Raw genomic sequence first — 26,091 nt, 5'->3', positions numbered from 1 at the left:
TAACTTCGCTCGTAAGGGCGACCTTAAGAGCGCAGCCTCGCTACCGTGCCGTCCTCTCGCAAGGCGGCCTTCGCCGGAGGGTATCGAGTAAATGAACGAAAGTCCCGTTCGTTCGAACGATGACAACTTAGGAAACAGGGGACAGCCTTCGCGCGTTATTCCGTGCTTTGGCCTTGCCGAGGGTGCTTCACTGGCATTGATCTTTTTGGTGCGGCACCCCGGCGCTGCTGCATGCAGTAAGTGGAGAGTGCAATAGCGGTGAGCGCCGCGATCGGCGAGGTTCAGTGATGAATCGTGTGCAGGGCACCACGTCAAAATGTCTCCGCTGTGACTTCGCCTTTATTAAACGACAGCCCTTGATTTTACTTCACGAGATACGCGGCAGGGGGTGTAACGCCATGCCATCCCTCATCCCGCTATGCCTCGTTCTGCTGTTGACATCTCCGGCAAATGCTCAGTTCGTGCCCGAAGCGCCAGCGGTTGCCACGGCTAACGACAGCTCGTCGGTCGTGGTCTCCGAACACACCGAGGTCGGCAAAGAACCTGGCAAGCAACAACCGAGCACGCTCGGATCCCGTAAATCTAGTGAGATGGTGCTCAGCGAAACACAGGCACTCAACAAGGGCGCGCAAACGCCGCTCGGCGAGCATGAAGTGGCTTTGCGCCGCGAATTGGCCGCAGCACGAGCGGAGCTAGACGTTATGCAGCGCGGCGTACGTGATCTTAGCGCCCAAGCACACGTGCTGGCAGACACGGTGGCTGAGCAAGCGCAAGCCCTAAAAGAGCAGCAGCGAACAGAGGAAGCGCTCGGGCTCGATCTGGAGACGGCGCAGCGCGTTATCGAAAGCTACAGGGCCGAAGCCAGTCTCTGGAACAGCGAAGAGGCTGCCGCGCCTGGAGCACTCCCCTCTAAGGACGCTTCCCAGCTTGCTGCGAAGCGAACGCTTGATGACGAGCGGCACAAGGTCGAGCTCTTGGAGCAAGAACTTGCCACGGCTCGCCAAACTATCGATGCTCTCAAGACAGGCGCAAATCTGGCAGCCGTCGAGCAGGCCAACGCCATAAGGGAGCGACAGGTGGCCGAGGCCGCTCTAAAGCAGGCTCGAGAAACACTCGAGCTGGGACTCGAACGAGCAGATTCAGCTGTACGTGACCTCGATATTGTTCGCCAGGAACGCGATGCTTTAAAGCAGAACTCGGTAGAATTGAGTGCGGCGCTCGACCAAGAGCGTGAAAGGGCTATCGGTCTAGCCCGCAGCCTCAGTGCCGCGCGTGAGGCAATTGATATTACCAAGGGTAAGCGTCACACTGCGGCTGTGGAGCGCGCGCCAAAAAGACGTACCCCCGCGAGTGCACTTGCAAGTAGGTTATCGCGTTCGGGCGCCCAACCAGCCCGTAAACCGGGCTTGGAAAAACAGAAAGTGAAGGTCCAAAAGCCGCCGCAAACCGTTCTGCTGGCAACCATACCTCTTCCCGCAGCATTGCTTCCAACACGGCCATCAAAAAGCTCGAGCCGCGCCAGTGAAAACTAGTGAGCGAAATGTATGCCGCAGGAGAGACGAGAATGAAGACATATGTCGCAGCCGCTTTGACGATCGGGATCACAGTTGGGCCTGCCTCAGCTCTTGAAGCAGGCGTGGGCGGTAGGGCGGGCGGTGTCGGGGTCGGTGCTGGAGTGAGCGCCGGTTCGCAAGGCGTATCTGTGGGGGCGGGCACGAGCGTCGACGGCGTAGGCGGAGCAAATGTTGGAGCTTCGGTCGGTGCAGATGACGGACCAGTCGACGCAGGCGTTGGTGCCAGCGGCAACGTTGGCGACACAAGCACAAGTACCAGTGTGGGCGACGATCCGTCCGCCGAAAACGAAGCGGCAACCGCACCCGACAGTTCGACTGCAGCGACGGCCCCTGCTTCTGCCAAGACCGCTGAGCAATCCATCGTCCTGCCACCCGTCCTCAGGCCTTCCAAAGCCGGTGACCGTGACTCCTCCAAGGGATATCCCTTTGTATCTTTGGGACTACTGACAGCGAAACCCGGTACGCCGATTCTGATCGTGCGAGCCTGCCGCGCGGCGATCATGGCCGCTGCGATGCCGCTTGGGGCCGTCCGTGTCCACGCGGCAAGCGCAGGCGCCTTGGATCAACGTCGGGGTGCACTCACGGCGCCGATCGAGGTGCGAATAGACTATGCAAGAAAAGGCGGCATCGAAGTCCGGCAGGCGCAAGTCAGTTGTCGTCTCGATGCGTCGGGCAGGGTCACTGCAATAATATAGCGCCAAGCACACCGACAGCGGCACGATCCGCTTTTCTATCTACAAGGCGGCCTTCTTCGGCGATGGCGGAGGTGAGGGCACGCTAACCTTCATGGTCGCCCTCGTCCCATATCGGTTTGCGGAATTTCGGGCGACCTCGCCTTCGGCGCCTCCGAGACGTATTGCGGAGGTACCGTGCGCCACTTACGCCGCGCTCGAGAAGTGACGGTCCTACGGTGCGGCGGGCGGTGGCGGCGCGCTCGGCAAAAGGTGGCCAGGCGCCGGTCCGTCTGCGCTTACGCGCAACAGTGGGTCAGACCGCACAGGCTGGCTATGGCTTTGCGACTGCCAGCCCACCAATGAGCGCCGTTAAGTAAGCAGCGCCTCTTCTTGTAAATGGCTGCCTAATGCGATCCTACCAGACTTGCCGGTCATACCAGTCGTCAATATCCTGCCGAACACGGTCCTTTTCGATACCATATCGTTCCTGGATCTTGCCTTCGAGCTGATCGCGATTGCCAGCGATGCGATCAAGATCATCATCGGTAAGTTTGCCCCACTGTTCCTTGATCTTACCCTTGACCTGCTTCCAGTTTCCTTCGACCCGATTCCAGTCCATGACATATCCTCCATTGTTTTACATAAGGCGAAACGGTCGTCCGGCCTGGGAGTTCCGGGACGAAGACCTCTGATGTTCACGTTTCCAGTTGGGAAGGTGACGGCGCCAATTAGACCTGCTCCATTTTTGGTGGCTTGGCCGTCCTGGGCGAGGCGGGAATTCGCCAGCTCGATAACTCGCAGCATGATTGCGATCGGCATCGCGCATTTCGGATGGGCGACATAGACCCCGTCCAGAAGATCGAAGGTTTCCACACCGGCAGGCAGAGCTTCCGAGATCATCATCGCAATATGGCCTTTGCGGCCCGCTGATCAGCCCTGAGCTTCCCCAGCCAACCCTGGCTCCAGTTCTTGGTGCGTTTCGACTCCCATAAAATGGCGCCGCATGGCTGGCCGGCCGGTCCGACCACGCGGTGCAGGACATCTCCGCCGAACTCACCCGTGGCAACCGGTTCAATGACGTCCATCGGGAACCGGCTGGCAATGAGGGCTTCCAGCTCGAGCTCCGGCACCTCGCCTTGGAGCTGCTGGGAACCCTGTTCCGCACGGCGCTTCAGCTCCTCAATCTGACGCTGCATGCCGGCGATCTGTTCTTCTTTTTCCGCAACCTTCATCTTAAGGCCGTCTTCGGCTTCCGACCTCGCCTTGACGCGAACGGCGTCCAGTCCTTCCCGGATCTTCCTTTCGATGGTCAGCGCCATCTCGCGCTTTTCGTCGTCGAGCGCACGCTGCTTTTTCAGGAATTCCGCCTGTTGCTGCTGGGCCTCGGTGAGCTTTTCGTCGCGCGCCTTCAACGCCGCCTCCAGCTCGGCAAGCTTCTTATCCTTGTCCTCCAAATCTACCGAAAGCAGCAATTTTGCCTTGCGGGCTTCCTCGCCCGCGATTCCGGCACGCTCAAGCTTTTTCAGCCGGTCGAGCAGAAGCGTCGCCAAACCTGCCTGCCTCTAAGCCGCCGCAACATTGTTGCGCGGGCTGAAACGCCCGCTGTCGCTGCCGTGAGCCAGGATCACGATCCCGAGCGCACCATCTGGAACAGCCAGGAGGCCGTCGATCCCTTCAGACTCGACCCTGATCTCCTCGAAGACGCAGCGTGGTCCGGGCTCTGCCGTGAAGAACACTTGCCACAGGGCATCCTCATCGGACGCCTCAGGTTCGATGATACACCATTACACTGTGGGGCTTCACAGCCAGCATCGGCTTTGCCCGCTCGAAGCGCTATAAGACGCTGACCTTGTGGACCAACGACATTCTAACTGCCGCCCGGCCCATCTGCCAGGCGGCCTGCTTCAAACTGATCGAGGAAGAGCCTCACCATTCTTTCGGCAAGGCTCTGGTTGGCCAGAACCGGGATCTTGACCTGTCGCTGATCAAGCCTGACCGGAATCCAGATTTCCAGCCCGCCATTGCCGCTGCGCGGATCGAACTCCGGACCATAGCGCTCGAATTCGGGCGCGTCCGCTATCTCGTGCCCGGAGGCCGGCAGCCATTTGTTCCAGATCGTGTTGACGGTCCGGCGAATGGTCGAGATGTGCTCTCGATGCGAAAACACAGCATATTTCTGGGCCGGTATGCGCACCCGGCTGAGCTCCCTGGGGAGGTCGGAAAAGTCGCTCACTTCGACACCGGCGATGTAGTCGAAATTGCCGGCATCGTCCCATTGACACAGACGCCGTAGGCGACGTCGCCGGTCTCGCCCCGGATGTTGCCGATATAGGGGCCGAAGCGCTGCCATTGCATCGGAATGGCGGCACTGGTTTCGCAGCTGTAGCGCTCGCTAAGACCGGCAATCAGGAACGGCCGGCTGGTCTCGAAGCGGGGTGGTTGGCAAGAAGGGATTGGTCCATCAGGTATCGCTTGGCAGTTAACCGTAAGAATGCAGTCGTTTCGGTCAGGATTGGCACTTAATTTGAGAACCTGGAAGTGCGGAACTGATCGATTGCGGAACCATGTCGTTCAATACCTGTCAGGGCGGCTCAACGTCTACGGCGACACCGCCTTCGATGGAAGCTCGGGATTTGAACATTGTCACCGCCAGGATGGCCGTCAGGACAGTAATGGCCGCGCTCGCCAGGAGGGCGATGCCGGCGGCGCTCGTGTAGGCGTGCTTAGCCGCTTCCAGCAACGCGGCCCCATCGTTCCAGGTCTGCGCGGCCGCCCTCGCAGCACCGATACCACGCAAAGCGGTCTCAGCGGCGGGAGCGGGCACGCCCGCAGGCAGCGCCACGGCAAGCATCTGCCGATAGATGAACGTCACCAGACTGCCCAGCAAGGCAATGCCAAGCGCGCCATCGAACTCCGAGCAAGTCTCTGATAGCGCCGACGCCGAACCTGACTGATCTTTTGGAGCGGAGCTCACGACGAGATCGGCGACCACCGTGGTCCCCGGCGCGGAACCCACGGCGAACAGCGTGTTCCCGAGGGTGATCAAGATCAGGCTGTGCACCCCGATCGCATAGGCCATCAACGCGAGACCGACGGCGCCCAACATCAGGCCGCTGCCCAACGCATACGCTGGCCGGAGCACCCTCAGGAGAGCCGAGGTCAGAAGAGACCCCACCACGAAGCCGAGTCCCGCAGGAACGCCCCACAGCCCGGCATCGACCGGCGAGAGCCCCAGCACGAGCTGGAGATACTGCGCTACCACCACCAGAATCCCGAAACCCACCAGGAAATCGAGTGCATTGACGCTCAACGCCACTGATAGCGCCGGTAGCCTGAAGAGGCGCAGGTCGAGCAACGGGACTTCCAGCTTCAGTTGGCGGCGCACGAACACGCCCCCGCAGATTAGGCCGACGGCGGCGGCGAGCCCCCCAAGCTGAGCGTCACCTCCCTCCGCGATGTGCTTGATGGCGAAGATGATTGGCAGCACGGTCGCCAAAGTCAAAATCGCACTAACGATATCGATGCGCCCCGCCTTCTCGCTGCGATGCTCGGGCAGCAGCCTTGGGCCAAGGATCAGCAACAGCGCCATGATCGGGACAGGAGCCAGGAAGACCGCGCCCCACCAGAAGCGAGCGATGAGCATGCCGCCCACGACGGGCCCGATCGCCCCGCCGAAGGAGAAGCTCGACACCCAAACGCTCACGGCGAACGTCTTCTCACGCTCGTTCTGAAACATGTTGCCGATGAGCGAGAGCGTCGATGGCGCCATGGTTGCACCAGCGATTCCGAGGAGGCCGCGCGCCACGATCAGCATCGCTGCGCTCTTCGAGAACGCCGCCAGGAGAGACACGACGGCGAAGGCGGCCGATCCGATCAGCAGGAGCCTTCGGCGGCCGATACGGTCGCCCAGAGCTCCCATGATCAGAAGCGCGCCGGCAGCGAGAAATCCGTAGATGTCAACGATCCACAGAAGTTTCGCCGCCGTCGGTTTCAGATCCGTCGTGAGTGACGGGATCGCCAGGTTCAGCACCGTGAGGTCCATCGCGTAGAGGACGCAGGGCAAGGCGAGCACCGCGAGACCAACCCACTCGCGATGGGTCGCCTTGACGCTCGCGTTCTGGGCATCTTGCTGAGTGAGCATCTACGTCCCCTCGCGATCCGAGCTTAGTTTAGGAGAGCGCCGGCGCGGGCCGGCCCGCGAACGCATCAGGTCGTGCCTCTCTTCCTGGAGGGCTTTCTCGACGGCGACCGCCGCATCGGTCGCATGGGTATCGTCGTCCGCGGTTGTAGCGAAAATGATCTCCTTCAGTCCCGCCTCGAGTTGCAGAGCCGCCCGGCAGTCGGAGAGGATTTTCGCCTGCTTGAGCGGCTTTCCTCCTTAGCCTCGAGAGGCGTCAATCTTCTCGGACAGCCAGGTCTTGATAAGGGACTGATAGGGCACGTCGCGCTTGTTCGCCGCGACCTTGATCCGTTCGAGCAGGCTATTGGGCAGCCGCAACGAGATCGAGGTCGACGACGGCTTGAGGTTGGGCAGGCGGACCCGCTCTGCCTTGCTCCAATCGACATGCTCACTGGAGTCGTTGGACTCCCAGAAGGCGCGCTCCTCGGCCTCCGATGCAAAGGTCGGAACCGGCTTAGCTGTCTTGGTCATAGTAGCCTCGCTCCTTGCGGCTCATATCCCGGGCGGAAATCACCCGGATCTTGGTGTCCTTGTCCCGAAGCGTGAAGGTGATGTGCAGCAGCCTTCCATCATCGGTGCGCCCCAGAGCATGAATTCGTTGCTCGATGGCGCTGTGCTTTGCGTCGGGAACGGTCAGCAACGGCTCGTTGAAGAACACCTGTTCCGCCTCGGCCTGGCTGACGTCGTGCTTGTCGATGCTCTTGCGGGCGTTGCCCGCATCCCAGTCGGAGCCGGCAATCCGTTCCCATTCGATCATCACTGTATATTGCCATAATATACACGGATTTCAAGCTCCGTCAGGCGTGAGCGCTCCGCCCAGCAGATTTGGACAGCGTGGGGAGAGGAAAATGGGGGGCAAGGAAAACCCGCTCGCTGATCGGTCGGACCGGTGGCGCTGACGCTCAACCGCCAGCCTCGCAATCCCGGCCGCGTCGTCCGGCCAGGGCTGAAAGCCCCGCTTGGCCTGCCGGGCAGGGAAGCTCACCAGGCAATTGCACCGGCCCGCCCGCTCCGCGGGCCGGGTGATGTCTTCGGAAAGAAGACGAGAAAGGACCGGTGAAAAGGCCGCGTCCGCAACCCTCCAGGAGCATTCCAATGGAACTGAAATTCGTTGATCCGCGCTCGCTCAAGGACAATCCCGACAAGGCGCGCCGTTCCAAGTCCAGCCCGCAGGCCCCCTGCTGCTGGCGACGATCAAGGCTGTTGGCATCGTGCAGCCGCCCGTCGGGTGCGCTCCGGTCGGGACAATCCCGAATACGACATCAGGCTTCTCATGGCTGATGGCAGGATTAAACACGTCAGAGTATTCGGCCGCGTGATAAAGCACGATACCGGTCGACTGGAATGCGTTGGCGCGGTTCAGGACGTGACACAAAGCCGGCTGTTGGCGCAGGCGCACGACAAACTTAGGTCGGAACTCGCCCACCTCACGAGGATAATGAGCCTCGGCGCAATAACGGGCTCGATCGCGCATGAGGTCAATCAGCCTCATTACCAATGCCAGCACGTGCCTTCGCATGCTGGCGGCCGACCCGCCAAACATCGAGGTCGCGCAAGAAACCGCGCGCCGCACCATCCGCGACGGCAATCGTGCGGCGGACGTGATTGCACGATTGCGCGCGCTTTTCAGCAAACGGCCCCCAACGATCGAACCAATTGATCTGAACGAGGCTGCGCGAGAGGTGATTGCACTGTCGTCCGGCGATCTTCAACGAAACCGGGTGGTGCTGCACACCGAGTTCGCCGACGGGCTTCCGCCGGTCGGCGGTGACCGGGTCCAGCTTCAACAGGTAATCATAAACCTGCTGCGGAACGCTTCCGATGCGATGAGCGGCGTCGATGACCGCGCGAAGCAGCTGGTGATCAGAACCGAATTGGACGAAGACGATCACGTGCACCTCTCCGTACAGGACGCCGGCGTTGGTTTCGGGCCGGAAGGAACGGCGCGCCTCTTCGAGGCGTTCTATACAACCAAGAGCGAGGGCATGGGGATCGGGTTGTCCGTCAGCCGCACCATCATAGAGAGCCATAACGGACGCCTGTGGGCTGAACGGAACCGTGGCCCGGGTGCTACGTTCTCATTCTCCATCCCGGAGTACTTCGGGGAAGGGCTTCGCGAGGTCGGCACCGTGCGCGCATCGGCTATGGGCAATGCGCAGAGTTCAGCGGGGATTCGATGAAAGTTGTGCAACCACTCGTGTCTGTCGTCGACGACGATGAATCCGTGCGCGAGTCCCTGCCAGACCTGCTTAGAGCGTTCGGTTTCAACGCGAAGTCGTTCTCCTCGGCGGAAGAGTTTCTAACCTCCGACAATTCGGCAGATAGGCCTCGTTATGCCCGCGGGATCCTGGTCGGCGGGGTCATCGCCGCCGCCGTCGGCAACGATCTGGTGCTGGCGCATTCCCATGATCCGCTCAAGACGGCCTAACCTAAGTCCTGATCCTCACTGGCGGACCGGCGATCTATCTGCTCGGGAGCGCCAACTACATGAAGGCGGTCTATCGTGTGGTCCCGGCATCCCAATGGCGGGCGTTCCTGCCCTGCTGCTCCTGATCCCGTCGCCTACACCGTCGACTTGCTCACTATGGGCTGGCTGACAGAGCTGGCGCACCCACGCCCGGCAGGCATCGAAGAAACGGTGTCCGGTCCTGTCGGGCGGACCTCATTCGGCAATCGTCGTCGGCAGTAGAGCCAAAGTGTGATCGCGGACCAAACCGGTGCTCATGACCATGTTTACGCTTGGGCCGTATGTGGCTGTTGTCTTTTGATATGGTATCGATAACATGCCTTGCGTGAAGTTGATTCCAACGGGTGGTTCATGAGCGATGCCGGACGCCGCAGAGACCTTGTGCCCGAGTGTCCAGCGTTTTGCTTGGGCACATCGCTGCCGGCTGGTGGAGCGGCATGATGGCCAAGGCAGCCTCATCGAGACCGGGCGAGAGCCACGCCCCGACGATGGTCGACGTGGCGCGGCGGGCAGGTGTGTCCACCATGACGGTTTCACGCGCCCTGAAAGAGGGCAGCCTCGTTTCCAAGGCGACGCGGGAAAAGATCATGGTCGCGGTCAACGACCTCGGCTACGTGCTCGACCAATCGGCCGGCAGCCTGTCCTCGCGCAAGACTGGATTTGTTGCCGCGATGGTTCCATCACTCAACAATTCCAACTTCGCCGATACGGCGCGCGGCATAACGGATGAACTGGAGAGCACGGGACTCCAGCTTCTGCTCGGCTACACCGACTATACGGTCGAGAAGGAGGAAAAGCTGATCGAAGCGATGCTCCGTCGGCGGCCCGAAGGCATCATTCTGACCGGCGGCGCCCATACGGAGCGCGCCCGCCGGCTTCTTAAAAACGCGGGCATCCCTGTAGTCGAAACCTGGGAGTTGCCGGCGAAACCCATCGATCAGGTGGTCGGATTCTCCAACGAAGAGGCGATGGGGCTTCTCGTCAAGACGCTGGCCAGAAAAGGCTACAATAAATTCGGTTACATCGGTGGCACGACCTCGCGCGACACGCGCGGCAGCCAACGGCGCGAAGGCTTTGTCAGAGCCATTGAGGAGCTCGGCCTGCCAACCGGGCGCCTCGTTTCCTTTGGCGTGCCGCCGATATCCATCGAGCAGGGAGGCCAGGCCGTCGTCAGCATGCTGGAGCGCTGGCCGGACACGCAAGCCGTACTCTGCGTTTCGGACCTTTCGGCCTTCGGCGCACTGATGGAATGCAAGCGCCGGGGCATGCGGATCCCGCAGGACATCGCCATTGCCGGCTTCGGCGACTACGAGGTAGCCGCCTTTTGCCATCCCGGCATCACCACCGTGAATGTCGACTGCTACGGCATCGGGCAACAGGCCGCCCGCAGATTGATCCAGGTGATCCGAGGCGACGAGAAACGACACGGCGAAGAAATCGTCCTCACAAGCTATCGCGTCGTCGAGCGCGAAAGCACCTGAGCTCCTGCATCGATTCAAACGCAGCGAAGGGCAGCCCAGCAGCGATGTTTCGCGAGACCATCACCCTCACGCATGACGGTGCCTTGAAAGCCGGAGCAGCGCGCGCCGTCACGATGGGCGTCGCAATGTCTCGTGGTCGTCGATGCGAGCGGCGAAGTCCTCGCCAGTCTGCGCATGGATGGCGCGCGGTTCCTCAGCATGCGTACGGCGCAGGCGAAGGCGCGCACCGCAGCGTCAATAAACGCCGCTACTGGCGGCATGGCGTTCGAAGCGGCGCTCTCAGCCGGTATCGCATCGCAGGGCGGCGTGACCAATTTGCCCGAGGGCTTGCCGATCCGCTTCGGCGGACGCCTTGCGGGCGGCATCGGCGTCGGGTCGGGAACTGGCGAGCAGGATTTCGATGTGGCACACGCCGCCTTGGCGGCGGTTGGCGCCGACGTGATTTCATGCGATGTGCCGATGCGCCTCCAGCGCAACCGAAGGATCTTCAGAACGCGATCTGAACCTTCATGGATTTGTTTCGGTCACCGGCGATGTCGAAAGCCGCGACCGCCTCGTCGAGAGGATAGATGCCCGTCAGTAGCGGTTTGACATCCACCCGGCGGCGATTGATCAGGTCGACGGCGATCCCAAACTCCTCGTGGAAACGGAAAGTGCCCCGCATCTCGATCTCTTTCGCGACGACGAGGTTCTGCGGGATCGACAGATCGCCGCCGAGACCGAGCTGCACGAGCACGCCGCGCGGCTTCAGGACATCGAGCCCTGCACGCACCGCGCGTTCATTGCCGGAGGCCTCGAACATCACGTCGAAACTACCCTTGTCGACATTGTAGGCGGCGAGCTCTTCGCTGTTTGTCGCGACATTGATCGTCCGGTCGGCACCGATCTCCAGGGCCTTCGCCAGCACGCCCTCCATGACATCGGTGGCGACGATCTCGCGCGCGCCGTGGGCTCGTGCGGCGAGGATGCAAAGCGCGCCGATCGGCCCGCAGCCGGTGACCAGAACCCGCTTGCCGAGCAGCGAGCCGGCGCGGTTCATGGCATGCAGCGTCACCGCGAAGGGCTCGGCGAAAGCGGCTTCGTTGATGGAGATGTGGTCGGCTATTCTGTGGCACTGCCACGCCTCGGCGATCAGGCGCTGGCGGAAGGCGCCCTGGATGTGCGGCATCGGCATGGCGCTGCCATAGAAGCGCATGTCGAGGCACTGGTTCTGCATGCCTTGCAGGCAGTAGCGACAGGCATTGCAGGCTCGGCTGGGCGAGATCGCCACGCGATCGCCGACCGCAAGTGTGGAGATGCCGTCGCCGAGGGCCCGCACCGTGCCCGCAACCTCATGGCCAAGAATCATGGGTTCACGAAGGCGGATCGCGCCGAAGCCGCCATGGTTGTAATAATGCAGGTCCGAGCCGCAGATGCCGCCAGCCTCGACCGCGATCTCGACCTGTCCGGCGCCAGGGGAGCCCGGATCGGTCTCCTCGATCCGCAGGTCTTTTGCCGCGTGGATGACGATCGACTTCATGATGTGATCCCTTCTCAGACGACCGGTGTCAGCAAGGTCTGTCCGCCGAAATGGGCCGCGAGATTATCGCGAACGAGCTGACCCATGGCCTTGCGGGTTTCCACCGTGCCGCTGGCGTGGTGCGGTTGCAGCACGACGTTGGTAAGCTTCAGGAAGCGCTCGTCGATGGTTGGCTCGTTCCAGAACACGTCGAGCCCGGCACCCTTGATGGCACTGGATTCCAGGGCCGCGAGCAACGCGGTCTCGTCGATCGTGCTGCCGCGCGAAATATTTATGACGATACCGTCTGCTCCGAGCGCTGCCAGGATCGACGCATTAATGATGTGTTTTGTGCTTTCGCCGCCGGCGAGCGTTACGATCAGAAATTCGCTGTCGCGCGCCAGTTCGACCAGATCGCCGACAAAAGCATAAGGAAGATCGTCGCGCTTGCGGTTGTCGAAATAGGAAATCGTGCAGTCGAATGCAGCGGCGCGCTTCGCCACCGCCGCACCGACGCGGCCCATGCCGACAATGCCCAGCCTTTTTCCACAGACACGCGTGACCAGCCCCATATTGCCCTTGCGCCAGCTTCCATCGCGTACATAGGCGTCGGCCTGCGGGATTTTTCGCGCCACGGCGAGCAGCAGCCCGATCCCGATATCGGCTACGTCCTCGGTCAGCACATCAGGTGTATTGGTGACACGAATGCCGTTCGCCCTGGCATAGGCAAGGTCGATGGCGTCGGTGCCCACGCCGTAGCAGGAAACGATCTCGAGCTGCGGCAGCTTTCCCATCAGCGCAGCACTAGCTCCAAGCTCGCCGCGCGTAGCGATGGCGCGGATCGCGCCGGCGTGGCTTGAGAGCAACGCGTCCTTGTCCTCGGACTGCCAAAGTTTGTGGACGCGATACTTCGCCTCAAGATCTGCCATGTCCCAATCCGGATAGGGACCTGTCATCAAAATGTCGGTCACGGCATCATCTCCTGTGCGGATTTATTTTCCATTGACTATGTTATCGATAACATCCATGTCAATAGGGACTGGCGGCGCTGCGCTGCAAATCGTGGCCGCTTCAGGAAACATTGCTCAGGAGGAGCATTTGGGCAGTTCATTGTTCGATTTGACCGGCATGCGGGCGCTGGTCACCGGCTCGGGACAGGGGATCGGCCTGGCGCTGGCCGAGGGGTTGGCGCAGCACGGCGCCGAAATCGTGCTCAACGGACGCAGCGCCGAAAAGGTCAAAACAGCTGCGGATGCACTGACAGCGAAGGGACACAAGGTCCATAGCGCCGTCTTCGACGTCACCGATCATGCTGCGGTGGCGAACGGCGTCGCGGAGATCGAGGCGACGATCGGCGCCATCGATATCCTTATCAACAATGCCGGCATGCAGTTCCGAATGCCGCTCGAGGATTTCCCCGCCGACAAATGGGAGGAACTCTTGCGCACCAACATCTCCAGCGTGTTCTTCGTGGGACAAGCGGTGGCGCGGCACATGATCCCGCGGCGGCGCGGCAAGATCATCAATATCGCCTCGGTGCAGAGCGAACTGGCACGGACGAACATTGCGCCCTATACGGCCACGAAAGGCGCTGTGCGCAACCTGACGCGCGGCATGTGTGCCGATTGGGCGAAGCATGGCTTGCAGATCAATTCCATTGCGCCGGGTTACTTCAAGACGCCGCTCAACCAGGCGCTGGTCGACAATCCCGAGTTTTCAGCCTGGCTGACCAACCGCACACCGGCGGGTCGTTGGGGCGATGTCGGCGAACTGGTCGGCGCGGCGATCTTTCTGGCTGGACCGGCCTCATCCTTTGTCAATGGACACACGCTCTATGTCGATGGCGGCATCACAACCTGCCTCTGAGTCCTGGTCCATCGTCGTGATGGGTGTCAGCGGCTGCGGCAAGACCAGCATTGGCATCGCGATCGCGGCTCGTCTAGGGCTCGCTTTTGTCGAAGGCGACGCGCTGCACCCGCGCGGGAATGTCGAGAAAATGTCGGCGGGCATACCGCTTGCCGACGAGGATCGTTGGCCTTGGCTGGACCTGTTGGGCGCAGCCTTGCGCCATGCCCATGAGGAAGGACGCGGGCTCGTCGCGAGTTGCTCGGCGCTGAAGAAATCGTATCGCGATCGTCTTCGCCATGGTGCCATTGGGCCGGTGCTTTTCGTATTTTTGGACGGTTCACGTGCGGTGTTGCAAGCCAGGCTCGCCGAGCGCCGCAGCCACTTCTTTCCGCCGGCGCTGCTCGACAGCCAGTTCGCCACACTGGAGCATCCAGGCGACGAGAAGCTGGTGGTCACAGTGGACATCGAGGCGCCTGTCGACACGATTGCCGATAGAGTGTTGCAGGGTCTGGGTGCACTTGGGGTCAGCCCTGTCAGCATCAAGGAAAAAGGCACGTTGAGATGACGCAACCAACAAAAGTCGCCGTTGTCGGTGCCGGCATCATGGGGTCGGCGATCGCCACACGCCTGATCGAGACCGGGCAAGCCGTAACGGTATTCGATCTGGACAAGGTCAAGGTTGCAGCGCTGACTGCCAAGGGTGCGGCTGCCGCCGCGTCGGTGGCCGAAGCAACGCGGGCGAGCAGCTTCGTCCTCCTCAGTCTCAACCATGCCGATATCGTGCGTTCGGTGGTGTTCGGCGATGCAGGTGTCGCTGCTGCCGCGTCGTCGGAAAAGCTGCTGATCGACATGTCGTCGATCGATCCCGTCGACACCGCGCAGATGGCCGGGAAGCTGTCAGCCGAGACCGGCATGAAATGGCTCGACTGCCCGCTTTCGGGCGGCGTTCCCGGCGCGCTGGGCGGCAGGCTGACCGTCATGGCGGGTGGCGAGGCTGAAGACTTCGAACAGGCGCGCACGGTGATGCGGCATCTCTGCACCAACTACACACTGATGGGGCCGAGTGGGGCAGGGCAGACGACAAAGCTGATCAACCAGCTGTTCTGCGCCGTACTGTTCCAGGCTGTCGCCGAAGCCGTGAAGCTTGCCGAAGCCGGCGGCGTAGACCCGAAGGCAATCCCCGCGGCACTCAAGGGCGGGCGGGCCGATTCCAGCATCATGCAGGAATTCATGGCAAAATTCGCTGCCCGGGATTTTTCAGCCACCGGCCGCATCGACAACATGCTGAAGGATCTGGATTCGCTGCAGGCCTTCGCGCTGAAAACCAAGACGCCGATGCCGATGACCGGGCAGGTGGTCGAGATCCATCGCCTGCTCTGCGCCGCTGGATTGGGGCCGAACGATTCGGCCGAGATGATGCGTCTGCTCGACGGCAAGACCAGCTGATCCGTTGGCCTTATTCTTTGATGCTTGACGCCTAGAAATGTTATCGATAACATCATTTGGGCGATCTCGGGAGGAACGCATTGTGACCGAGCAAAAACTGATCGAGTTCAAGTCAATTACGAAGGAGTTCGGCGGCACCCGCGCGCTCTCCGACGTGACGCTTGATCTGCACAAGGGCGAGATCCTGGCGCTGCTCGGCGAGAATGGCGCCGGCAAGTCGACGCTGATCAAGACGCTCGCCGGCATCTATCGGCCGGATGGCGGCCAAATCCTGTTTCGCGGCGAGCCCTACCATCATCGCCCGCCGCGGCCGAACCAGCGCCAGCCCGTCGCCTTCATTCACCAGGATCTCGGTCTTATCGAATGGATGACGGTCGGCGAGAATGTCGGCCTGGCCCAAGGCTTTTCGCTGCGCTCCGGGCTCATCGACTGGCGATCGACCGAGGCGAGGGCGCATGAGGCGTTAAAGCTGGTCGGCTGTGACTTCGACCCGACGACACGCGTTCAGGATCTGACGCGTACAGAAAAATCGCTGGTCGCCATCGCTCGCGCCTTGGCTACCGAGGCCGATGTGCTGGTGCTCGACGAGCCGACCGCCAGCCTTCCCGCCGACGAGGTCGAGCGGCTGTTCGACGCCATCCGTCCGCTCAAGCAGCGCGGCGTCGGCATGATCTATGTCTCGCACCGCCTGGATGAAATTTTCCGCATCGCCGATCGCGTCGCCGTGCTGCGCGACGGCAGGCTGGTCGGCGAGAAGAAAGTCGCCGACACAAAACCGGACGAACTGGTCGAGATGATCGTCGGCCGTCCGGTCAGCCAGGTTTTCAGCAAGGCTCAAACGCAGGCCGGCGAGACGATCTGCGCCGTGCGCGACCTGGTCTGCGCCGGTGCCGGCCCGGTGACTTTCGACGTGCGCAAGGGTGAGTTGCTCGGCCTGGTCGGCCTGCGCGGCGCCGGGCAGGAACTGGTTGGCCGGGCGCTGTTTGGCTGCCAGGCCTTTTCCGGCACGGTGACGATCCGCGGGGCTGTGCCGGACCTGTCCAGCCCGATCGCGGCGATGTCGTCCGGCATCGGCCTGATCGCGCGTGACAGGACCGAAGAATCAATCGCTGGATCCTTGTCGATCCGTGAGAACAGTTTCCTCAATCCCGGCGCCGGCAAGCGCGGCCTGTTTTCCTTCCTTGCGCCTCACAAGGAGGCTGCGCTGGCGCAGGCGATCGGCAGTTCCGTCGGGCTGCGCCCCAACGATCCGAACCTGCCGATAGAGGCGCTGTCGGGTGGCAACCAGCAAAAGGTGGTCGTCGGGCGCTGGCTGCACACCGGGCGTACATTGCTGATCGCCGAGGATCCGACGGCCGGCGTCGATGTCGGCGCCAAGGCTGAGGTCTACCGGCTGATCGGCCGCGCGCTTGAAGCCGGCCTCGCCGTCGTCGTGGTGTCGACCGATTTCGAGGAGATTGCCCACATCTGCCACCGCGCTTTGGTGTTTTCGCGAGGACGGATCGTTCGCGAACTCACTGGCAAAGACCTCACCACATCCGCCGTGATCACCGCGGCATCGGCTTCCGAAGCCGCCTGATCTTTCTGGGAGCGAACTCATGCAATCGATCGAATCCAGCGCCCTCGAACCGACCCGCGGCGAGATGGCTGATTTGTCCATGGGGCAGAAGGTCATCCGGCTGCTGCCGGTCTACGGACTGGTGATCCTGACGGTGTTGCTGATCCTGTTGTTTTCGATCCTGCTGCCGAACACGTTCCCGACGCTGCTTAACCTGCGCTCGATCATCTCCGACAAGGCGATTATTGCGCTGTTGTCGCTGGCGGCGATGATCCCGATGGCGTCGGGACGCATCGACCTCACCGTCGGCTACGGCATTGTGCTGTGGCACATCCTGGCCATTAGTCTGCAGACCATGTTCGGCATTCCGTGGCCGCTGGCAGTGATGATAGTGCTGGTTCTCGGCGCCGCGACCGGCTTCCTCAACGGCCTGCTGGTCGAAGTCGCCCGCATCGACTCTTTCATCGCCACGCTGGGCACCGGCACCGTGCTCTATTCCTTGGCGCTTTGGCACACTGGCGGCCGGCAGGTTGTCGGCGTGTTGCCCAACGGCTTCTACGCGCTCAACGGCACGATGGTGTTCGGGCTGCCGATCACCGGCCTCTACGTGCTTGGCATCGCCGTCGCACTGTGGATCATCCTCGAATATCTGCCGATCGGCCGCTACGTTTATGCCATCGGGGCCAACCCGAAGGCGGCTGCTCTCAATGGCATTCCGGTGCGCCGCTTCGTCATTGGGGCGTTCATCTCCTCGGGCTTCCTGACGGCGCTGACAGGAGTGTTGCTCGCCTCCAAGCTTCGCATTGGCCAAGCCAGCGTCGGACTGGAGTATCTGCTGCCGGCTCTCGTCGGCGCCTTTCTCGGCTCGACCACGATCAAGCCTGGACGAGTCAACGTCTGGGGCACGATGACGGGCGTCATCATCCTGGCGGTCGGTATTTCCGGCATTCAGCAGTTCGGCGGCTCGTTCTTCGTCGAGCCATTGTTCAACGGCGTCACGCTGCTTGTCGCCATAGGCATTGCCGGCTACGCGCAGCGCAAGCGCGGCGCAGCGCAAAGAAACAGGACCAAGACCGTCGCGCAGCCCTCGAAGTGACAAATCGAGCCAAACCCGTGGATCATGGAATGAACGACTACGAGGTTCTCGACGATCGGTTCGGCAAGCTGATGATCGGGCATGCCAAGCTCGAACGGCTATGGACCGGTAGCCGTTGGGCGGAAGGACCGGTGTATGTCCCCGCCGCAAGGCATTTGCTGTGGTCGGACATCCCGAACGATCGGCTGCTGCGCTACGACGAAAGCGATGGTTCCGTCAGCATCTTCGAGGCCCATTGTAACTACCAGAACGGCCACACACTCGACCGCGAAGGCCGCGTCGTTGCTTGCGAGCATGGCGGGCGCCGTGTCTCCCGGCTCGAGCATGACGGGCGTTGGCAGACGCTTGTCGAAACCGTTGCAGGCAAGCGGTTCAATTCACCCAATGACGTGGTGGTCAAATCCGACGGTACGATCTGGTTCACCGACCCGGTCTACGGCATCGAAAGCCACTACGAGGGCAAGATCGCCAGAGCGGAGATCGGCGGCTCCCATGTCTACCGGTTCGATGAGCTTTCGGGCGAGGTGAGCGCCGTTGTCACAGATATGGTGCAGCCGAACGGCCTGGCTTTTTCGCCCGACGAGACGATCCTCTATGTCTCGGACAGCGGCGCCAGCCATGTGCCCGGCCTGCCGCGCGCGATCAAGGCCTATGACCTTGCCGCCGATGGCCGCTCGGCGCTTGCAGGCGGCATCTTCGCCGAGTGCGGGGCTGGCCTCTTCGATGGTTTTCGCGTCGATCGCGACGGCAACATCTGGGCCTCCAGCGCCGACTCGGTGCGCGTCCATGCACCGGACGGAACCCTGATCGGCCGTATCCTGGTTCCCGAGCTCGTTTCCAATGTCTGTTTCGGCGGTCCCAAGCGCAACCGCCTCTACATCACCGCTCAGACATCCCTCTACGCCATCTACGTCAACGCACATCCGGCCGGTGTTGGTCCGGTGGCGGGCGACATCAGCCGGTGACATGTCGCCAACTCCAATCGAAAGCCGAGTTTGAAAGACCATGCAATTTCTTGAAACCAAGGGAGGTACCAACATGCAACGCAGAACATTCCTGAAATCATCCGTCGCCTTGATGGCCATGACAATCGCTGCTCCTGTCCTGTTCGCCGGCCAGGCACGGGCGGACGCCACAGCCGACGCCATGGCGGTGGTCCAGAAATATGCGCAGAAGGTCACGGCCTGGGATGGCCCGACCACCGGTCCGAAGGCGCAGCAAGGCAAGACGATCGTCGTGCTCGCCGGCGACCTCAAGAACGGCGGCATCCTGGGCGTCACCAACGGCGTCGAGGAAGCAGCCAAGGCGATCGGCTGGGACGTCAAGGTGATTGACGGCGCCGGCTCGATCGGCGGCCGCACCGCTGCCTTCGGCCAAGCCATGGCGTTGAAGCCGAATGGCATCGTCATCAACGGTTTTGACGCGGTCGAGCAGGCGCCGGCGCTGGAACAGGCCAAGGCCGCAGGTATCCCGTTGGTCTCCTGGCATGCCGGACCGGTGATCGGGCCCGACGAGAAAAGCGGCGTGTTCGCCAACGTGTCGACGGATGCCATGCAAGTCTCCACGGCCGCGGCCGACTGGGCCTACGCCGATGCCAAGGGCAAGCCCGGCGTCGTCATCTTCACCGATTCGACCTATGCCATCGCTATTGCCAAAGCCGACAAGATGAAGGCGGAGATCGAGCGGCTGGGCGGCAAGGTGCTCGAATATGTCGACACGCCGATCGCCGAGACTTCGCAGCGCATGCCGCAGCTGACCACTTCGCTGCTGCAGAAATACGGCGATGCCTGGACGCATTCGCTGGCGATCAACGATCTCTATTTCGACTTCATGGGACCCTCACTTGCCGCCGCCGGCAAAGCCGGTACCGACGCGCCGATCAATGTCGCCGCCGGCGACGGTTCGGAATCGGCCTATCAGCGCATTCGCGCCGGTCAGTTCCAGAAGGTGACCGTCGCCGAACCGCTCAACTTGCAGGGCTGGCAATTGGTCGACGAGCTGAACCGCGCCATCGCTGGCGAAAAATGGTCGGGCTATCTGTCGCCGCTGCATGTGGTGACGGCCGACAATGTCGAGTTCGACGGTGGGCCGAATAACGCATTCGACCCCGGCAATGGCTACCGCGACGCATACAAGAAGATCTGGGGCAAGTAGGAGCCCGGCGATGCGGGCGCAATACGCGATGCGCCCGCATCTCATTCGCACGACAAATCCACGGATTGCACCGCGACCTGCCCTTGCCGGCCGGCGGCCATCCCAAGCGCAGAAAATCAGGAAACCCTCGCCATGATCATTCGCTACGCCCTGTTCGAAGGCGAAATCCACCCCGGACGCGAGAGCGAATTCCGGCGCTTTGTCAGGGAAAGGCTAGTGCCGTTGTGGACGCAATTCCCTGGAGCCGAGGAGGTGCGCGTTCTGGATGGCACGGCACGGGATGAGGGCGCCCCCGTCTATGCCATGGCGCTCGCCATCCGTTATCCCGACATGGACGCCTGCAACAAGGCGCTGCATTCCGACGTTCGCTTTCAGAGCCGCGATGTGACCGGAGAGCTGCTCAAGATGTTCACCGGCCGTGTGCATCACCATGTTTTCGAGGCCAACGAGTTTCCAACCGCTCGATAGGATGATCAAAAAAGCTTCACACGACATCGCCGACGCACGTCCAAAACTGGACACCAACGGCATCTTAGACGGGTTCACGCGTCGGCGGTGGACCAGTCCCCAGGGCTGCCAGAACTCGCCGCCTTTTCGCTCGTGCCAGCGGCTCGACAGCCGTAACGGTCAATCGAACAATCTGCGCGACGGAGTAGTCCTCGATCGCCAGCGTGAGCTGGCCGGCTTCGATCTTGGAAAGGTCGAGTACGTCGTTGATGAGCCCGAGGAGGTGGCGGCCGTTTGCATGCACGCGCGCGACGGTCGTCTTCGCCTTGTCCGGGAGTTCGCCGTAGATGCCGTCGACCAGCAGTTCTGTGAAGCCCAAGACTGAACGCGGTATCCTGAGCTTCGTGGCTCATATTCGCGAGGAACTGGGACTTGTGGCGGCTAGCTGCCTCCAGCTCCCGGCCTTTCTCCTCGATCTCGCGGAACAGCTTGGCATTCTGGATCGCGAGCACCGATTGGGCTGCGAAGGTCTCCAGCAGATGGACAACTTGCTCATGGAAGGCACCTGGCTTGTGGCGCCTGACGACCAGTGCACCTACGATCTTGTTGCGTTTAGCCATGAAAGACGACGATTCGCCCAAAGCATGCAAAAGGGGCCCATCGGCTCTCGCGCCGCGATGCAAGGCCAGGAAAGCCTTACGCCAGATCAGTTTGTGAAAAGTCATTGCCCTTGTAAAGCAGGGCAAGCCGATGAGCCTTCGCGCAGGCGTAGGCAAAACAATCGCCGAAATTGAGATCGGCTTTGTGCCCGACTGCTTTGCCGTATTTCATGCTGGCTTCGATCGCCCGGTCGCCGATGTCGCCGGATATCGTGATTTCCTTGCCGGCGATCTCGATCAAAAAGGCGTCGACGGTATCACCGGCTTGCGCCAGCATGTTGGCCGTGGGCTTGGCGTTCTTTTTGATGGCTTCGGCCGACGCTCGCGCGAGTCCCTGGACTGCCTCGAACCGGACGAGCGGGGAGATATACAGCGGCTTGGTCGCGGCCGCGAGCCGCTTTTCCAGTTCTTCCGCGCCAGGTTCCTCGTTCAGAATGGCAACGATCACCGAGGCATCGACGAACATTAGTCGTCGCTCCACATTTGGTCGGTGAATTTCTTCATATCGAAATCAGGATTGGCTGGCCCGATCCGCCGCGCCATTTCCTTGACTTTGGCAAGTCTCTCGCGCAGCGGGACGCTGCCGCGGTTGCGCTCGATCTCGTGGCGCAAGGCAGTTCTGACGGCCTCGGTCTTGCTGCGCGCGTTGGTAATCTGCTGCAGCTCGACGGCCATGGCATCGACGTCGGGATCGCGAATGAAGAGCGGCATTTGTATATCCTCTGAGTGATATATGTATATCATATCGGAGATATACTCGCCAGCGAATTCGCGAGCGGCGGTTTTGATAAGGAGGGAGGGAGGAATCCAGCTCGCGAAAATCCGTCGGGAGGGTCGGTTCTGGTGCTCAGTCCTTGGAATTGCTCGGCGTCTGAAACACGTCGCTCCGGCCATGTCACTGTCAACGCCCACATGCCCAAGGCGTATCGACGCTGCGTGCGCCGACGCATGCGCATCCCAACATCCGCGGCAGTAACTATGACCAGTGAAGGAAAGGAAGAAAGAATGCTGAAAACCCAGCACTTGATCAGATGCATGCCCTCGGGTTCGCCGGCATGGCGGCCGCCTGCGGGAGCTTGCCGAGCAGGACAGTGCTGGCGACCTAAGTCGCGACGAGTGGCTCGGCCTGATGCTCGATCGCAGCTCCAACTGATCCGCACGATTAGAAATGCAAATCTGCATTACCATCAATAGCAGAGGCCCGCGTTGTCGAGCAGTTGCCCCGGAGCTCGTGCCGGCCGCCCAAGGAGCGTACCGGTAAAATGGAGTGAAATCCTTAGCCGTTCCTTCATTCATCCCGGCTTTAATACTTCCATGGAATGGGGTGGCCGTATCTTGAGGCGGTTTGTTAGCCGTCAGCGACAAACAGGCGAGAGCGGCAACATTGCTACTATTTTTGCCCTGTCGTTGCCGATTGTCGTCGGCGCAGCGGGTCTCGGTATCGAGACCTCCTACTGGTATTTTAGCAGCCTGAAATTACAGGCGGTGGCGGATGCGGCGGCCTATGCTGGCGCTTTGGAAAAGGTTTCGGGATCTGACAAGCCAACGATTGTCTCCGCCGCGACACTGTCAGCGACGACGAACGGCTGGGACCCGTCAACAGGCACAATCGAAATCTTCACGCCCCCGTCCTCTGGCCCGAATGTCGCCCAAAAGGCCGTCGAGGTCATCGTCCATCAGAACCTCGATCGGTTTTTTACATCGATATTCACGCAAAACCCGGTCGGCGCACGGGCAAGAGCGGTGGCTCTTATCACGGCTGCTTCAAAGGCCTGCCTTACGGCGCTCGATCCTTCCGCTTCGAAAGCGGCGCTGTTTTCCGGCAGTTCCAACCTCAAACTGACCGGCTGCGTCATAATGTCGAATTCGATAGCCGCGGACGCCATCAAGCTTCAGGGATCGGCAAGCCTTCAGGTCGATTGCCTAATATCGGCAGGCGGTGTTTCGTTGAGCAACCCCGTGACGACCGTCTGCGCCAGTCCGATAACCCAAGCGTTGCCCGCTGCCGATCCTTTTGCCGACTTGCCGGCGCCACCGGCCACGAACCCCTGTCAAAACAGCAACCAGTCGACGTTGCAACCTGGAACATACTGCAGGGGGCTCAGCTTGAGCGGCAATGTGACGCTCTCGGCCGGGGTATACGTCATTCAGGGAGGAGATTTCAAAGCGAACTCGAATGCAAATATTTCAGGCGAGGGAGTCATCATCTATCTGGCCGGCAGCGCGGGCGTCAGCATGAACGGCACGGCCACCGTCAAGCTCAGCGCACCGACGTCAGGCACCTATTCGGGGGTGCTGTTTTACGGCGACAAAGCTAACCGGACGGGATCGAACACGTTTAATGGCACGGCAGATTCGCTTTTGACCGGCGCTTTGTATTTTCCAACACAGGATGTCAATTACCTCGGCAATTTCTCGGGCAAAGGTGGTTGCACTCAGGTCGTCGCCAGTTCCGTGCAGTGGTCCGGCAATGCGAACGTCAATCAGGATTGCACGAGCCTTGGAATGCGAGACATTCCGGCCACGCAATCGATAAAGCTTGTCGAGTAATCTTCGTGGCACGGTTACCAGCCCGAATGTTCGGGAGCGATTCGGGTATTGCCTCGGTGGAGTTTGCGCTGGTTGTGCCGATCCTTTGCCTGGTACTTCTTGCCATCATTGACGGCTGGTCTTTTGTATCAAGCGCGTTGTCGATGCGCGCGGGCGTGAAAACGGCGGCCAATCTCGTGATGCAAGGGGCAGCCGACGACGCGGCTACCCAGACCGTCGCCCTTTCGAGCTGGGAAAATCATCCCGATGACGCGCAGGTGACGCTGAGCCGGAAACATATGTGCGGGATCACCGTGGTCGATCCATCTGTGCTGTGCGACAGTTTGAAAGCTTCCGCGGTTTTCGTTGAAATACAGGCGACGGCCACCTGGTCGCCGCCCTTCAGTTTCGGCGAGTTTTCCCTCTCGCGCGAGCTCAGCCACAAACAGGTGATACGTGTTCGCTAAAGGGAGAGCCTTCATACGTGGGGCATCAGGCGGAGCCGCACTGGAGTTCGCGCTGATCGCGCCTATTCTGATAATGCTTTTGATCGGCATCTTCGCATTCGGCTGGGCTCTGAATGCCATGTCAAGTGTTCGCTATACTCTGGAAACGTCCTCACGAGCGCTGCAAATGAAGAATTCGCTGACCGAAGCCGAGATAAAAGCGATCGCCACGGCAAAATTGCTGAGTTTGGGATTAACCGACGTCGACGTAACAATAGCAATCGACGCCCCCAGCGGCGGCTTTCGAATGGCCCATCTGACCGCCAAATATGCGTTCGCGATCGAGTTTCCGTACTTCGACCGATACTCGATAAATTATGCGACAACTGTCACAGTTCCGTTGGTTGCGTCATGAGCGCACCCAATAGTCTCCTTACGCAACATGCGCAGTGATCGGCTTGTTCTTCTTTGCTTGCGTTCAGGTCTGCTTCACCGCCACCAGCCAGAACGTAGGCTTCGGCGCGGGCCTTCATCCTAGATCGGGGACGGCATGTATGATCACGGCCTTTGCCCCGGCAATGCGCGGCTTGCCGTCCCTCACCTCGGCCGCTATTCCCTGCCTAACGCCATCGCCCGCGCGCTGCACAGCGCGGACCGACGGCAGAGACTCCCTGATGGAGATAATCCCGGCCGCGCCGGCTCCGCGCTCGCTCACGATCTCGCCAGCGGAAAGTCCATGCACAGCGGGCGCTATCGCTTGACGGCGGTCGGCACCGGCCTGGCGACGAAGAACTTGGCGCAACGTCTGAAGGCGGACGTTGGCACCCCCTTCCGGGCGGACCCATCGGCTACCCGGAAGGGCAGCTCAAGAATCCTGACAGGGCGCTGTATCCAGGCCGAGGCAAGGGGCCGAGGCATATGGAAACCCTTTTTGACCCGACTGGACAGCGATCGCAGCTCGACGCGGGTAACAACGCTCCGCGATTTAATCCGGCTCGCGCGTGGGCGGTTGTGATATACAAGTGGGGTGCCTAACGGAGGTCACAATGGTTGAAGAAGGCGACAACCGCCGCGAACGGAGACAGCGCGTCCTGAAGGGTGCCGCGATCATTAACGGCATCAACAACTCCGAAATCACCTGCACCATTCGAAACCAGAACGTCGGCGGAGCCGAACTCAAGGTGCCGGTCGAAGCCCTGGTGCCGGAGCATTTCCTTCTCTACGTGCCGACCGATGGCGTTGCCTATCGGTCTGTGTTGCGCTGGCGCAGGAACGACCGTGTCGGTGTGCAGTTCACCGAAACAGTGCCCAAACCGCGCCTTCACTATGGCTGAAGTTCTCGTTGCACCAGCCGAGCACCACCGGCAGCAACAGTTGGCACTGACCTTCAACACAGCAAAGGAAGCCGCCGTACTGCCATGGGCAAAGGCTCAACTCACACAAGCCGTCGATTGTCTCGTCGACCTTCAGGTTCTGACCGCTCAGCGCGGCATCGCGCCAAAATGTCGCCGCATCACGTTCATCGGGAACGGACAATGATTGGAACCGAACTCGCCAGCGCGGGCTCGCGGCGGTAGACGACCGAGAGGCTCTGCCGCCCCAGAATTTCCCGGTCAACCGCCGCAACCCCGGGTCGCTATGCTATGATGCGGGCCAGCACCGCGAGGCCGGGCCCCGCCACGGCCGCCGCGGCCATGTCGGCCATCACGCGATTGACCAGCACAATGCTGGCGCCTGCCCCGTACTCGGCAATCCATTTCGCGCCGGGCGTGCCGGAAAGCCTTGCATCGAAGTAGATCGACAATTAGGTCGACGTCGTCAGTTGCCCTGACATCCTCGAACGTGACGGCATCGGTGATGAAAAGAGCGGTCGTCCATCCGCCGACGAGTACAAGGGCGCTCGCGCAGGTCGTCGCGTCCGCCAACGGCCGATCAGTTGGCAGGCCGCGGGCGCGGTCCCGGGCCGGGCTCGTAAAACACCAACAAGACCTTCGACGTTGTTGCATTGATCGGCAATGCCAGCGCAAGCGACAT

The 26,091-nt window shown here is 61.3% G+C and carries 28 protein-coding genes and 7 pseudogenes; 21 read left to right on the top strand and 14 right to left on the bottom strand.

All coding sequences use genetic code 11. From position 1 onward, the window contains the following. Positions 1-287: 287 nt before the first annotated feature. Together NKH60_RS25345 and NKH60_RS25335 are read left to right on the top strand one after the other, a co-directional pair. Positions 288-1,532, top strand: a complete 1,245-nt coding sequence (locus NKH60_RS25345) for a coiled-coil domain-containing protein (RefSeq protein WP_352873734.1) — start codon at positions 288-290, stop codon at positions 1,530-1,532. A gap of 762 nt (positions 1,533-2,294) precedes the next feature. Further along, positions 2,295-2,567: pseudogene (locus NKH60_RS25335) on the top strand (hypothetical protein); the annotation flags it as partial. Positions 2,568-2,663: 96 nt separating this feature from the next. On the opposite strand, the gene NKH60_RS25330 reads toward NKH60_RS25335, so the two are convergent. The 3 genes and pseudogenes from NKH60_RS25330 to NKH60_RS25320 form a co-directional block, all read right to left on the bottom strand. Continuing rightward, positions 2,664-2,867: a CsbD family protein gene (locus tag NKH60_RS25330; protein ID WP_352478587.1), complete on the bottom strand. Its 204-nt coding sequence runs from the start codon at positions 2,865-2,867 to the stop codon at positions 2,664-2,666. Positions 2,868-2,992: 125 nt separating this feature from the next. Continuing rightward, positions 2,993-3,768: pseudogene (locus NKH60_RS25325) on the bottom strand (DUF2130 domain-containing protein); the annotation flags it as partial. A 42-nt stretch (positions 3,769-3,810) separates the two neighbouring features. Beyond that, positions 3,811-3,984 carry a hypothetical protein gene (locus NKH60_RS25320; protein ID WP_352873732.1) on the bottom strand — a complete coding sequence of 58 codons (174 nt, stop codon included), beginning with the start codon at positions 3,982-3,984 and terminating at the stop codon, positions 3,811-3,813. A 74-nt stretch (positions 3,985-4,058) separates the two neighbouring features. Between NKH60_RS25320 and NKH60_RS25315 the strand changes: the two are divergent. Next, positions 4,059-4,226 (top strand): annotated as a pseudogene (locus NKH60_RS25315) (MarR family transcriptional regulator); the annotation flags it as partial. A gap of 12 nt (positions 4,227-4,238) precedes the next feature. On the opposite strand, the pseudogene NKH60_RS25310 reads toward NKH60_RS25315, so the two are convergent. From NKH60_RS25310 to NKH60_RS25290, 5 genes and pseudogenes are all read right to left on the bottom strand, one after another. Next, a pseudogene (locus tag NKH60_RS25310) lies at positions 4,239-4,690 on the bottom strand (GyrI-like domain-containing protein); the annotation flags it as partial. Between the two features lie 139 nt (positions 4,691-4,829). Then, positions 4,830-6,389 (bottom strand): MFS transporter, encoded by a 1,560-nt coding sequence (locus tag NKH60_RS25305; protein ID WP_352873730.1) that lies wholly within the window; start codon positions 6,387-6,389, stop codon positions 4,830-4,832. A gap of 237 nt (positions 6,390-6,626) precedes the next feature. Further along, positions 6,627-6,899, bottom strand: coding sequence for a BrnA antitoxin family protein (locus NKH60_RS25300; RefSeq protein WP_352474883.1), 273 nt, complete (start codon positions 6,897-6,899; stop codon positions 6,627-6,629). Beyond that, positions 6,883-7,185 carry a BrnT family toxin gene (locus NKH60_RS25295; RefSeq protein ID WP_352771283.1) on the bottom strand — a complete coding sequence of 101 codons (303 nt, stop codon included), beginning with the start codon at positions 7,183-7,185 and terminating at the stop codon, positions 6,883-6,885. Before NKH60_RS25295 ends, NKH60_RS25300 begins: the two co-directional genes overlap by 17 nt. Positions 7,186-7,554: 369 nt before the next feature. Further along, entirely contained in the window at positions 7,555-7,920 is a 366-nt protein-coding gene (locus NKH60_RS25290; RefSeq protein WP_352474899.1) for a hypothetical protein, read from the bottom strand. A gap of 25 nt (positions 7,921-7,945) precedes the next feature. On the opposite strand from NKH60_RS25290, the gene NKH60_RS25285 reads away from it, so the two are divergent. The 4 genes and pseudogenes from NKH60_RS25285 to NKH60_RS35195 all read left to right on the top strand — a co-directional run. Continuing rightward, the gene (locus NKH60_RS25285; protein WP_352771281.1) at positions 7,946-8,608 is read left to right on the top strand and encodes a sensor histidine kinase; all 663 of its coding nucleotides are present in this window, start codon (positions 7,946-7,948) and stop codon (positions 8,606-8,608) included. Continuing rightward, positions 8,605-8,736, top strand: a pseudogene (locus NKH60_RS25280) (DNA-binding response regulator); the annotation flags it as partial. The gene NKH60_RS25285 and the pseudogene NKH60_RS25280, both read left to right, overlap by 4 nt. Before the next feature lie 647 nt (positions 8,737-9,383). Then, a complete protein-coding gene (locus tag NKH60_RS25275) occupies positions 9,384-10,376 on the top strand; it encodes a LacI family DNA-binding transcriptional regulator (protein ID WP_352474894.1) in 993 nt (330 codons plus the stop codon). Positions 10,377-10,420: 44 nt separating this feature from the next. Further along, positions 10,421-10,820 (top strand): annotated as a pseudogene (locus NKH60_RS35195) (GlcG/HbpS family heme-binding protein); the annotation flags it as partial. A gap of 43 nt (positions 10,821-10,863) precedes the next feature. Here the strand turns inward: NKH60_RS35195 and NKH60_RS25265 are convergent. Together NKH60_RS25265 and NKH60_RS25260 are read right to left on the bottom strand one after the other, a co-directional pair. Beyond that, complete coding sequence (locus NKH60_RS25265; protein WP_352618595.1) at positions 10,864-11,895, bottom strand: L-idonate 5-dehydrogenase; 1,032 nt, start codon at positions 11,893-11,895, stop codon at positions 10,864-10,866. Positions 11,896-11,909: 14 nt separating this feature from the next. Continuing rightward, positions 11,910-12,830, bottom strand: a complete 921-nt coding sequence (locus NKH60_RS25260) for a 2-hydroxyacid dehydrogenase (RefSeq protein WP_352873737.1) — start codon at positions 12,828-12,830, stop codon at positions 11,910-11,912. A gap of 172 nt (positions 12,831-13,002) precedes the next feature. On the opposite strand from NKH60_RS25260, the gene NKH60_RS25255 reads away from it, so the two are divergent. The 8 genes from NKH60_RS25255 to NKH60_RS25220 all read left to right on the top strand — a co-directional run bounded on the left by NKH60_RS25255 (position 13,003) and on the right by NKH60_RS25220 (position 20,444). After that, a complete protein-coding gene (locus NKH60_RS25255) occupies positions 13,003-13,740 on the top strand; it encodes an SDR family oxidoreductase (RefSeq protein WP_352771297.1) in 738 nt (245 codons plus the stop codon). Next, entirely contained in the window at positions 13,709-14,287 is a 579-nt protein-coding gene (locus NKH60_RS25250) for a gluconokinase (RefSeq protein ID WP_352873727.1), read from the top strand. Before NKH60_RS25255 ends, NKH60_RS25250 begins: the two co-directional genes overlap by 32 nt. Beyond that, the gene (locus NKH60_RS25245; RefSeq protein ID WP_352873725.1) at positions 14,284-15,168 is read left to right on the top strand and encodes an NAD(P)-dependent oxidoreductase; all 885 of its coding nucleotides are present in this window, start codon (positions 14,284-14,286) and stop codon (positions 15,166-15,168) included. Before NKH60_RS25250 ends, NKH60_RS25245 begins: the two co-directional genes overlap by 4 nt. 82 nt (positions 15,169-15,250) lie before the next feature. Further along, positions 15,251-16,747 (top strand): sugar ABC transporter ATP-binding protein, encoded by a 1,497-nt coding sequence (locus NKH60_RS25240; RefSeq protein WP_352873723.1) that lies wholly within the window; start codon positions 15,251-15,253, stop codon positions 16,745-16,747. 19 nt (positions 16,748-16,766) lie between these two features. Next, a complete protein-coding gene (locus NKH60_RS25235) occupies positions 16,767-17,822 on the top strand; it encodes an ABC transporter permease (RefSeq protein ID WP_352450612.1) in 1,056 nt (351 codons plus the stop codon). A 29-nt stretch (positions 17,823-17,851) separates the two neighbouring features. Continuing rightward, positions 17,852-18,787 (top strand): SMP-30/gluconolactonase/LRE family protein, encoded by a 936-nt coding sequence (locus NKH60_RS25230; protein WP_352850914.1) that lies wholly within the window; start codon positions 17,852-17,854, stop codon positions 18,785-18,787. Between the two features lie 73 nt (positions 18,788-18,860). Further along, positions 18,861-19,976: an ABC transporter substrate-binding protein gene (locus NKH60_RS25225; RefSeq protein ID WP_352450614.1), complete on the top strand. Its 1,116-nt coding sequence runs from the start codon at positions 18,861-18,863 to the stop codon at positions 19,974-19,976. A 132-nt stretch (positions 19,977-20,108) separates the two neighbouring features. Beyond that, positions 20,109-20,444: a hypothetical protein gene (locus NKH60_RS25220; RefSeq protein ID WP_352474892.1), complete on the top strand. Its 336-nt coding sequence runs from the start codon at positions 20,109-20,111 to the stop codon at positions 20,442-20,444. Positions 20,445-20,508: 64 nt separating this feature from the next. Here the strand turns inward: NKH60_RS25220 and NKH60_RS25215 are convergent, their stop codons facing one another. From NKH60_RS25215 to NKH60_RS25205, 3 genes are all read right to left on the bottom strand, one after another. Then, on the bottom strand, positions 20,509-20,802 hold the full coding sequence (locus NKH60_RS25215; protein ID WP_352873720.1) for a histidine kinase dimerization/phospho-acceptor domain-containing protein: 294 nt from the start codon (positions 20,800-20,802) through the stop codon (positions 20,509-20,511). A 317-nt stretch (positions 20,803-21,119) separates the two neighbouring features. Beyond that, positions 21,120-21,548, bottom strand: a complete 429-nt coding sequence (locus NKH60_RS25210; protein ID WP_352873718.1) for a type II toxin-antitoxin system VapC family toxin — start codon at positions 21,546-21,548, stop codon at positions 21,120-21,122. After that, the gene (locus NKH60_RS25205) at positions 21,548-21,793 is read right to left on the bottom strand and encodes a type II toxin-antitoxin system VapB family antitoxin (RefSeq protein ID WP_023722247.1); all 246 of its coding nucleotides are present in this window, start codon (positions 21,791-21,793) and stop codon (positions 21,548-21,550) included. Before NKH60_RS25205 ends, NKH60_RS25210 begins: the two co-directional genes overlap by 1 nt. 603 nt (positions 21,794-22,396) lie before the next feature. Here NKH60_RS25205 and NKH60_RS25200 point away from each other — a divergent pair. The 6 genes and pseudogenes from NKH60_RS25200 (at position 22,397) to NKH60_RS25175 (ending at position 25,596) form a co-directional block, all read left to right on the top strand. Continuing rightward, on the top strand, positions 22,397-23,632 hold the full coding sequence (locus NKH60_RS25200; RefSeq protein ID WP_352873716.1) for a pilus assembly protein TadG-related protein: 1,236 nt from the start codon (positions 22,397-22,399) through the stop codon (positions 23,630-23,632). Positions 23,633-23,658: 26 nt separating this feature from the next. Then, positions 23,659-24,078 (top strand): TadE/TadG family type IV pilus assembly protein, encoded by a 420-nt coding sequence (locus NKH60_RS25195; RefSeq protein WP_352474371.1) that lies wholly within the window; start codon positions 23,659-23,661, stop codon positions 24,076-24,078. Next, a pseudogene (locus NKH60_RS25190) lies at positions 24,068-24,211 on the top strand (TadE/TadG family type IV pilus assembly protein); the annotation flags it as partial. The gene NKH60_RS25195 and the pseudogene NKH60_RS25190, both read left to right, overlap by 11 nt. Positions 24,212-24,244: 33 nt before the next feature. Further along, positions 24,245-24,472, top strand: a complete 228-nt coding sequence (locus NKH60_RS25185) for a hypothetical protein (RefSeq protein WP_352474378.1) — start codon at positions 24,245-24,247, stop codon at positions 24,470-24,472. Between the two features lie 631 nt (positions 24,473-25,103). After that, complete coding sequence (locus NKH60_RS25180; RefSeq protein ID WP_352474370.1) at positions 25,104-25,391, top strand: PilZ domain-containing protein; 288 nt, start codon at positions 25,104-25,106, stop codon at positions 25,389-25,391. Beyond that, positions 25,384-25,596, top strand: a complete 213-nt coding sequence (locus tag NKH60_RS25175) for a hypothetical protein (RefSeq protein ID WP_352873714.1) — start codon at positions 25,384-25,386, stop codon at positions 25,594-25,596. The genes NKH60_RS25180 and NKH60_RS25175 overlap by 8 nt, the downstream gene beginning before the upstream one ends. Positions 25,597-25,693: 97 nt before the next feature. Here NKH60_RS25175 and NKH60_RS25170 read toward each other — a convergent pair whose 3' ends face one another. Next, positions 25,694-25,861 (bottom strand): hypothetical protein, encoded by a 168-nt coding sequence (locus tag NKH60_RS25170; protein WP_352474376.1) that lies wholly within the window; start codon positions 25,859-25,861, stop codon positions 25,694-25,696. Positions 25,862-26,091 lie beyond the last annotated feature (230 nt).

The sequence above is a fragment of the Mesorhizobium sp. M1006 genome (genome assembly GCF_040318825.1).
In the GTDB taxonomy this organism is placed as follows: Bacteria; Pseudomonadota; Alphaproteobacteria; order Rhizobiales; family Rhizobiaceae; genus Mesorhizobium.
The sequence above is the reverse complement of the archived record's forward strand: the minus strand, read 5'-3'. Positions and strand labels throughout refer to the sequence as shown.

Coding starts and splice junctions, on each gene's coding strand:
- NKH60_RS25345 (WP_352873734.1), top strand. CDS start 288: ATGAATCGTGTGCAGGGCACCACGTCAAAATGTCTCCGCTGTGACTTC.
- NKH60_RS25330 (WP_352478587.1), bottom strand. CDS start 2,867: ATGGACTGGAATCGGGTCGAAGGAAACTGGAAGCAGGTCAAGGGTAAG.
- NKH60_RS25305 (WP_352873730.1), bottom strand. CDS start 6,389: ATGCTCACTCAGCAAGATGCCCAGAACGCGAGCGTCAAGGCGACCCAT.
- NKH60_RS25300 (WP_352474883.1), bottom strand. CDS start 6,899: ATGACCAAGACAGCTAAGCCGGTTCCGACCTTTGCATCGGAGGCCGAG.
- NKH60_RS25295 (WP_352771283.1), bottom strand. CDS start 7,185: ATGATCGAATGGGAACGGATTGCCGGCTCCGACTGGGATGCGGGCAAC.
- NKH60_RS25290 (WP_352474899.1), bottom strand. CDS start 7,920: ATGAGGCTGATTGACCTCATGCGCGATCGAGCCCGTTATTGCGCCGAG.
- NKH60_RS25285 (WP_352771281.1), top strand. CDS start 7,946: ATGCTGGCGGCCGACCCGCCAAACATCGAGGTCGCGCAAGAAACCGCG.
- NKH60_RS25275 (WP_352474894.1), top strand. CDS start 9,384: ATGGTCGACGTGGCGCGGCGGGCAGGTGTGTCCACCATGACGGTTTCA.
- NKH60_RS25265 (WP_352618595.1), bottom strand. CDS start 11,895: ATGAAGTCGATCGTCATCCACGCGGCAAAAGACCTGCGGATCGAGGAG.
- NKH60_RS25260 (WP_352873737.1), bottom strand. CDS start 12,830: ATGACAGGTCCCTATCCGGATTGGGACATGGCAGATCTTGAGGCGAAG.
- NKH60_RS25255 (WP_352771297.1), top strand. CDS start 13,003: ATGCGGGCGCTGGTCACCGGCTCGGGACAGGGGATCGGCCTGGCGCTG.
- NKH60_RS25250 (WP_352873727.1), top strand. CDS start 13,709: ATGTCGATGGCGGCATCACAACCTGCCTCTGAGTCCTGGTCCATCGTC.
- NKH60_RS25245 (WP_352873725.1), top strand. CDS start 14,284: ATGACGCAACCAACAAAAGTCGCCGTTGTCGGTGCCGGCATCATGGGG.
- NKH60_RS25235 (WP_352450612.1), top strand. CDS start 16,767: ATGCAATCGATCGAATCCAGCGCCCTCGAACCGACCCGCGGCGAGATG.
- NKH60_RS25230 (WP_352850914.1), top strand. CDS start 17,852: ATGAACGACTACGAGGTTCTCGACGATCGGTTCGGCAAGCTGATGATC.
- NKH60_RS25225 (WP_352450614.1), top strand. CDS start 18,861: ATGCAACGCAGAACATTCCTGAAATCATCCGTCGCCTTGATGGCCATG.
- NKH60_RS25220 (WP_352474892.1), top strand. CDS start 20,109: ATGATCATTCGCTACGCCCTGTTCGAAGGCGAAATCCACCCCGGACGC.
- NKH60_RS25210 (WP_352873718.1), bottom strand. CDS start 21,548: ATGTTCGTCGATGCCTCGGTGATCGTTGCCATTCTGAACGAGGAACCT.
- NKH60_RS25205 (WP_023722247.1), bottom strand. CDS start 21,793: ATGCCGCTCTTCATTCGCGATCCCGACGTCGATGCCATGGCCGTCGAG.
- NKH60_RS25200 (WP_352873716.1), top strand. CDS start 22,397: ATGGAATGGGGTGGCCGTATCTTGAGGCGGTTTGTTAGCCGTCAGCGA.
- NKH60_RS25195 (WP_352474371.1), top strand. CDS start 23,659: ATGTTCGGGAGCGATTCGGGTATTGCCTCGGTGGAGTTTGCGCTGGTT.
- NKH60_RS25185 (WP_352474378.1), top strand. CDS start 24,245: ATGAAGAATTCGCTGACCGAAGCCGAGATAAAAGCGATCGCCACGGCA.
- NKH60_RS25180 (WP_352474370.1), top strand. CDS start 25,104: ATGGTTGAAGAAGGCGACAACCGCCGCGAACGGAGACAGCGCGTCCTG.
- NKH60_RS25175 (WP_352873714.1), top strand. CDS start 25,384: ATGGCTGAAGTTCTCGTTGCACCAGCCGAGCACCACCGGCAGCAACAG.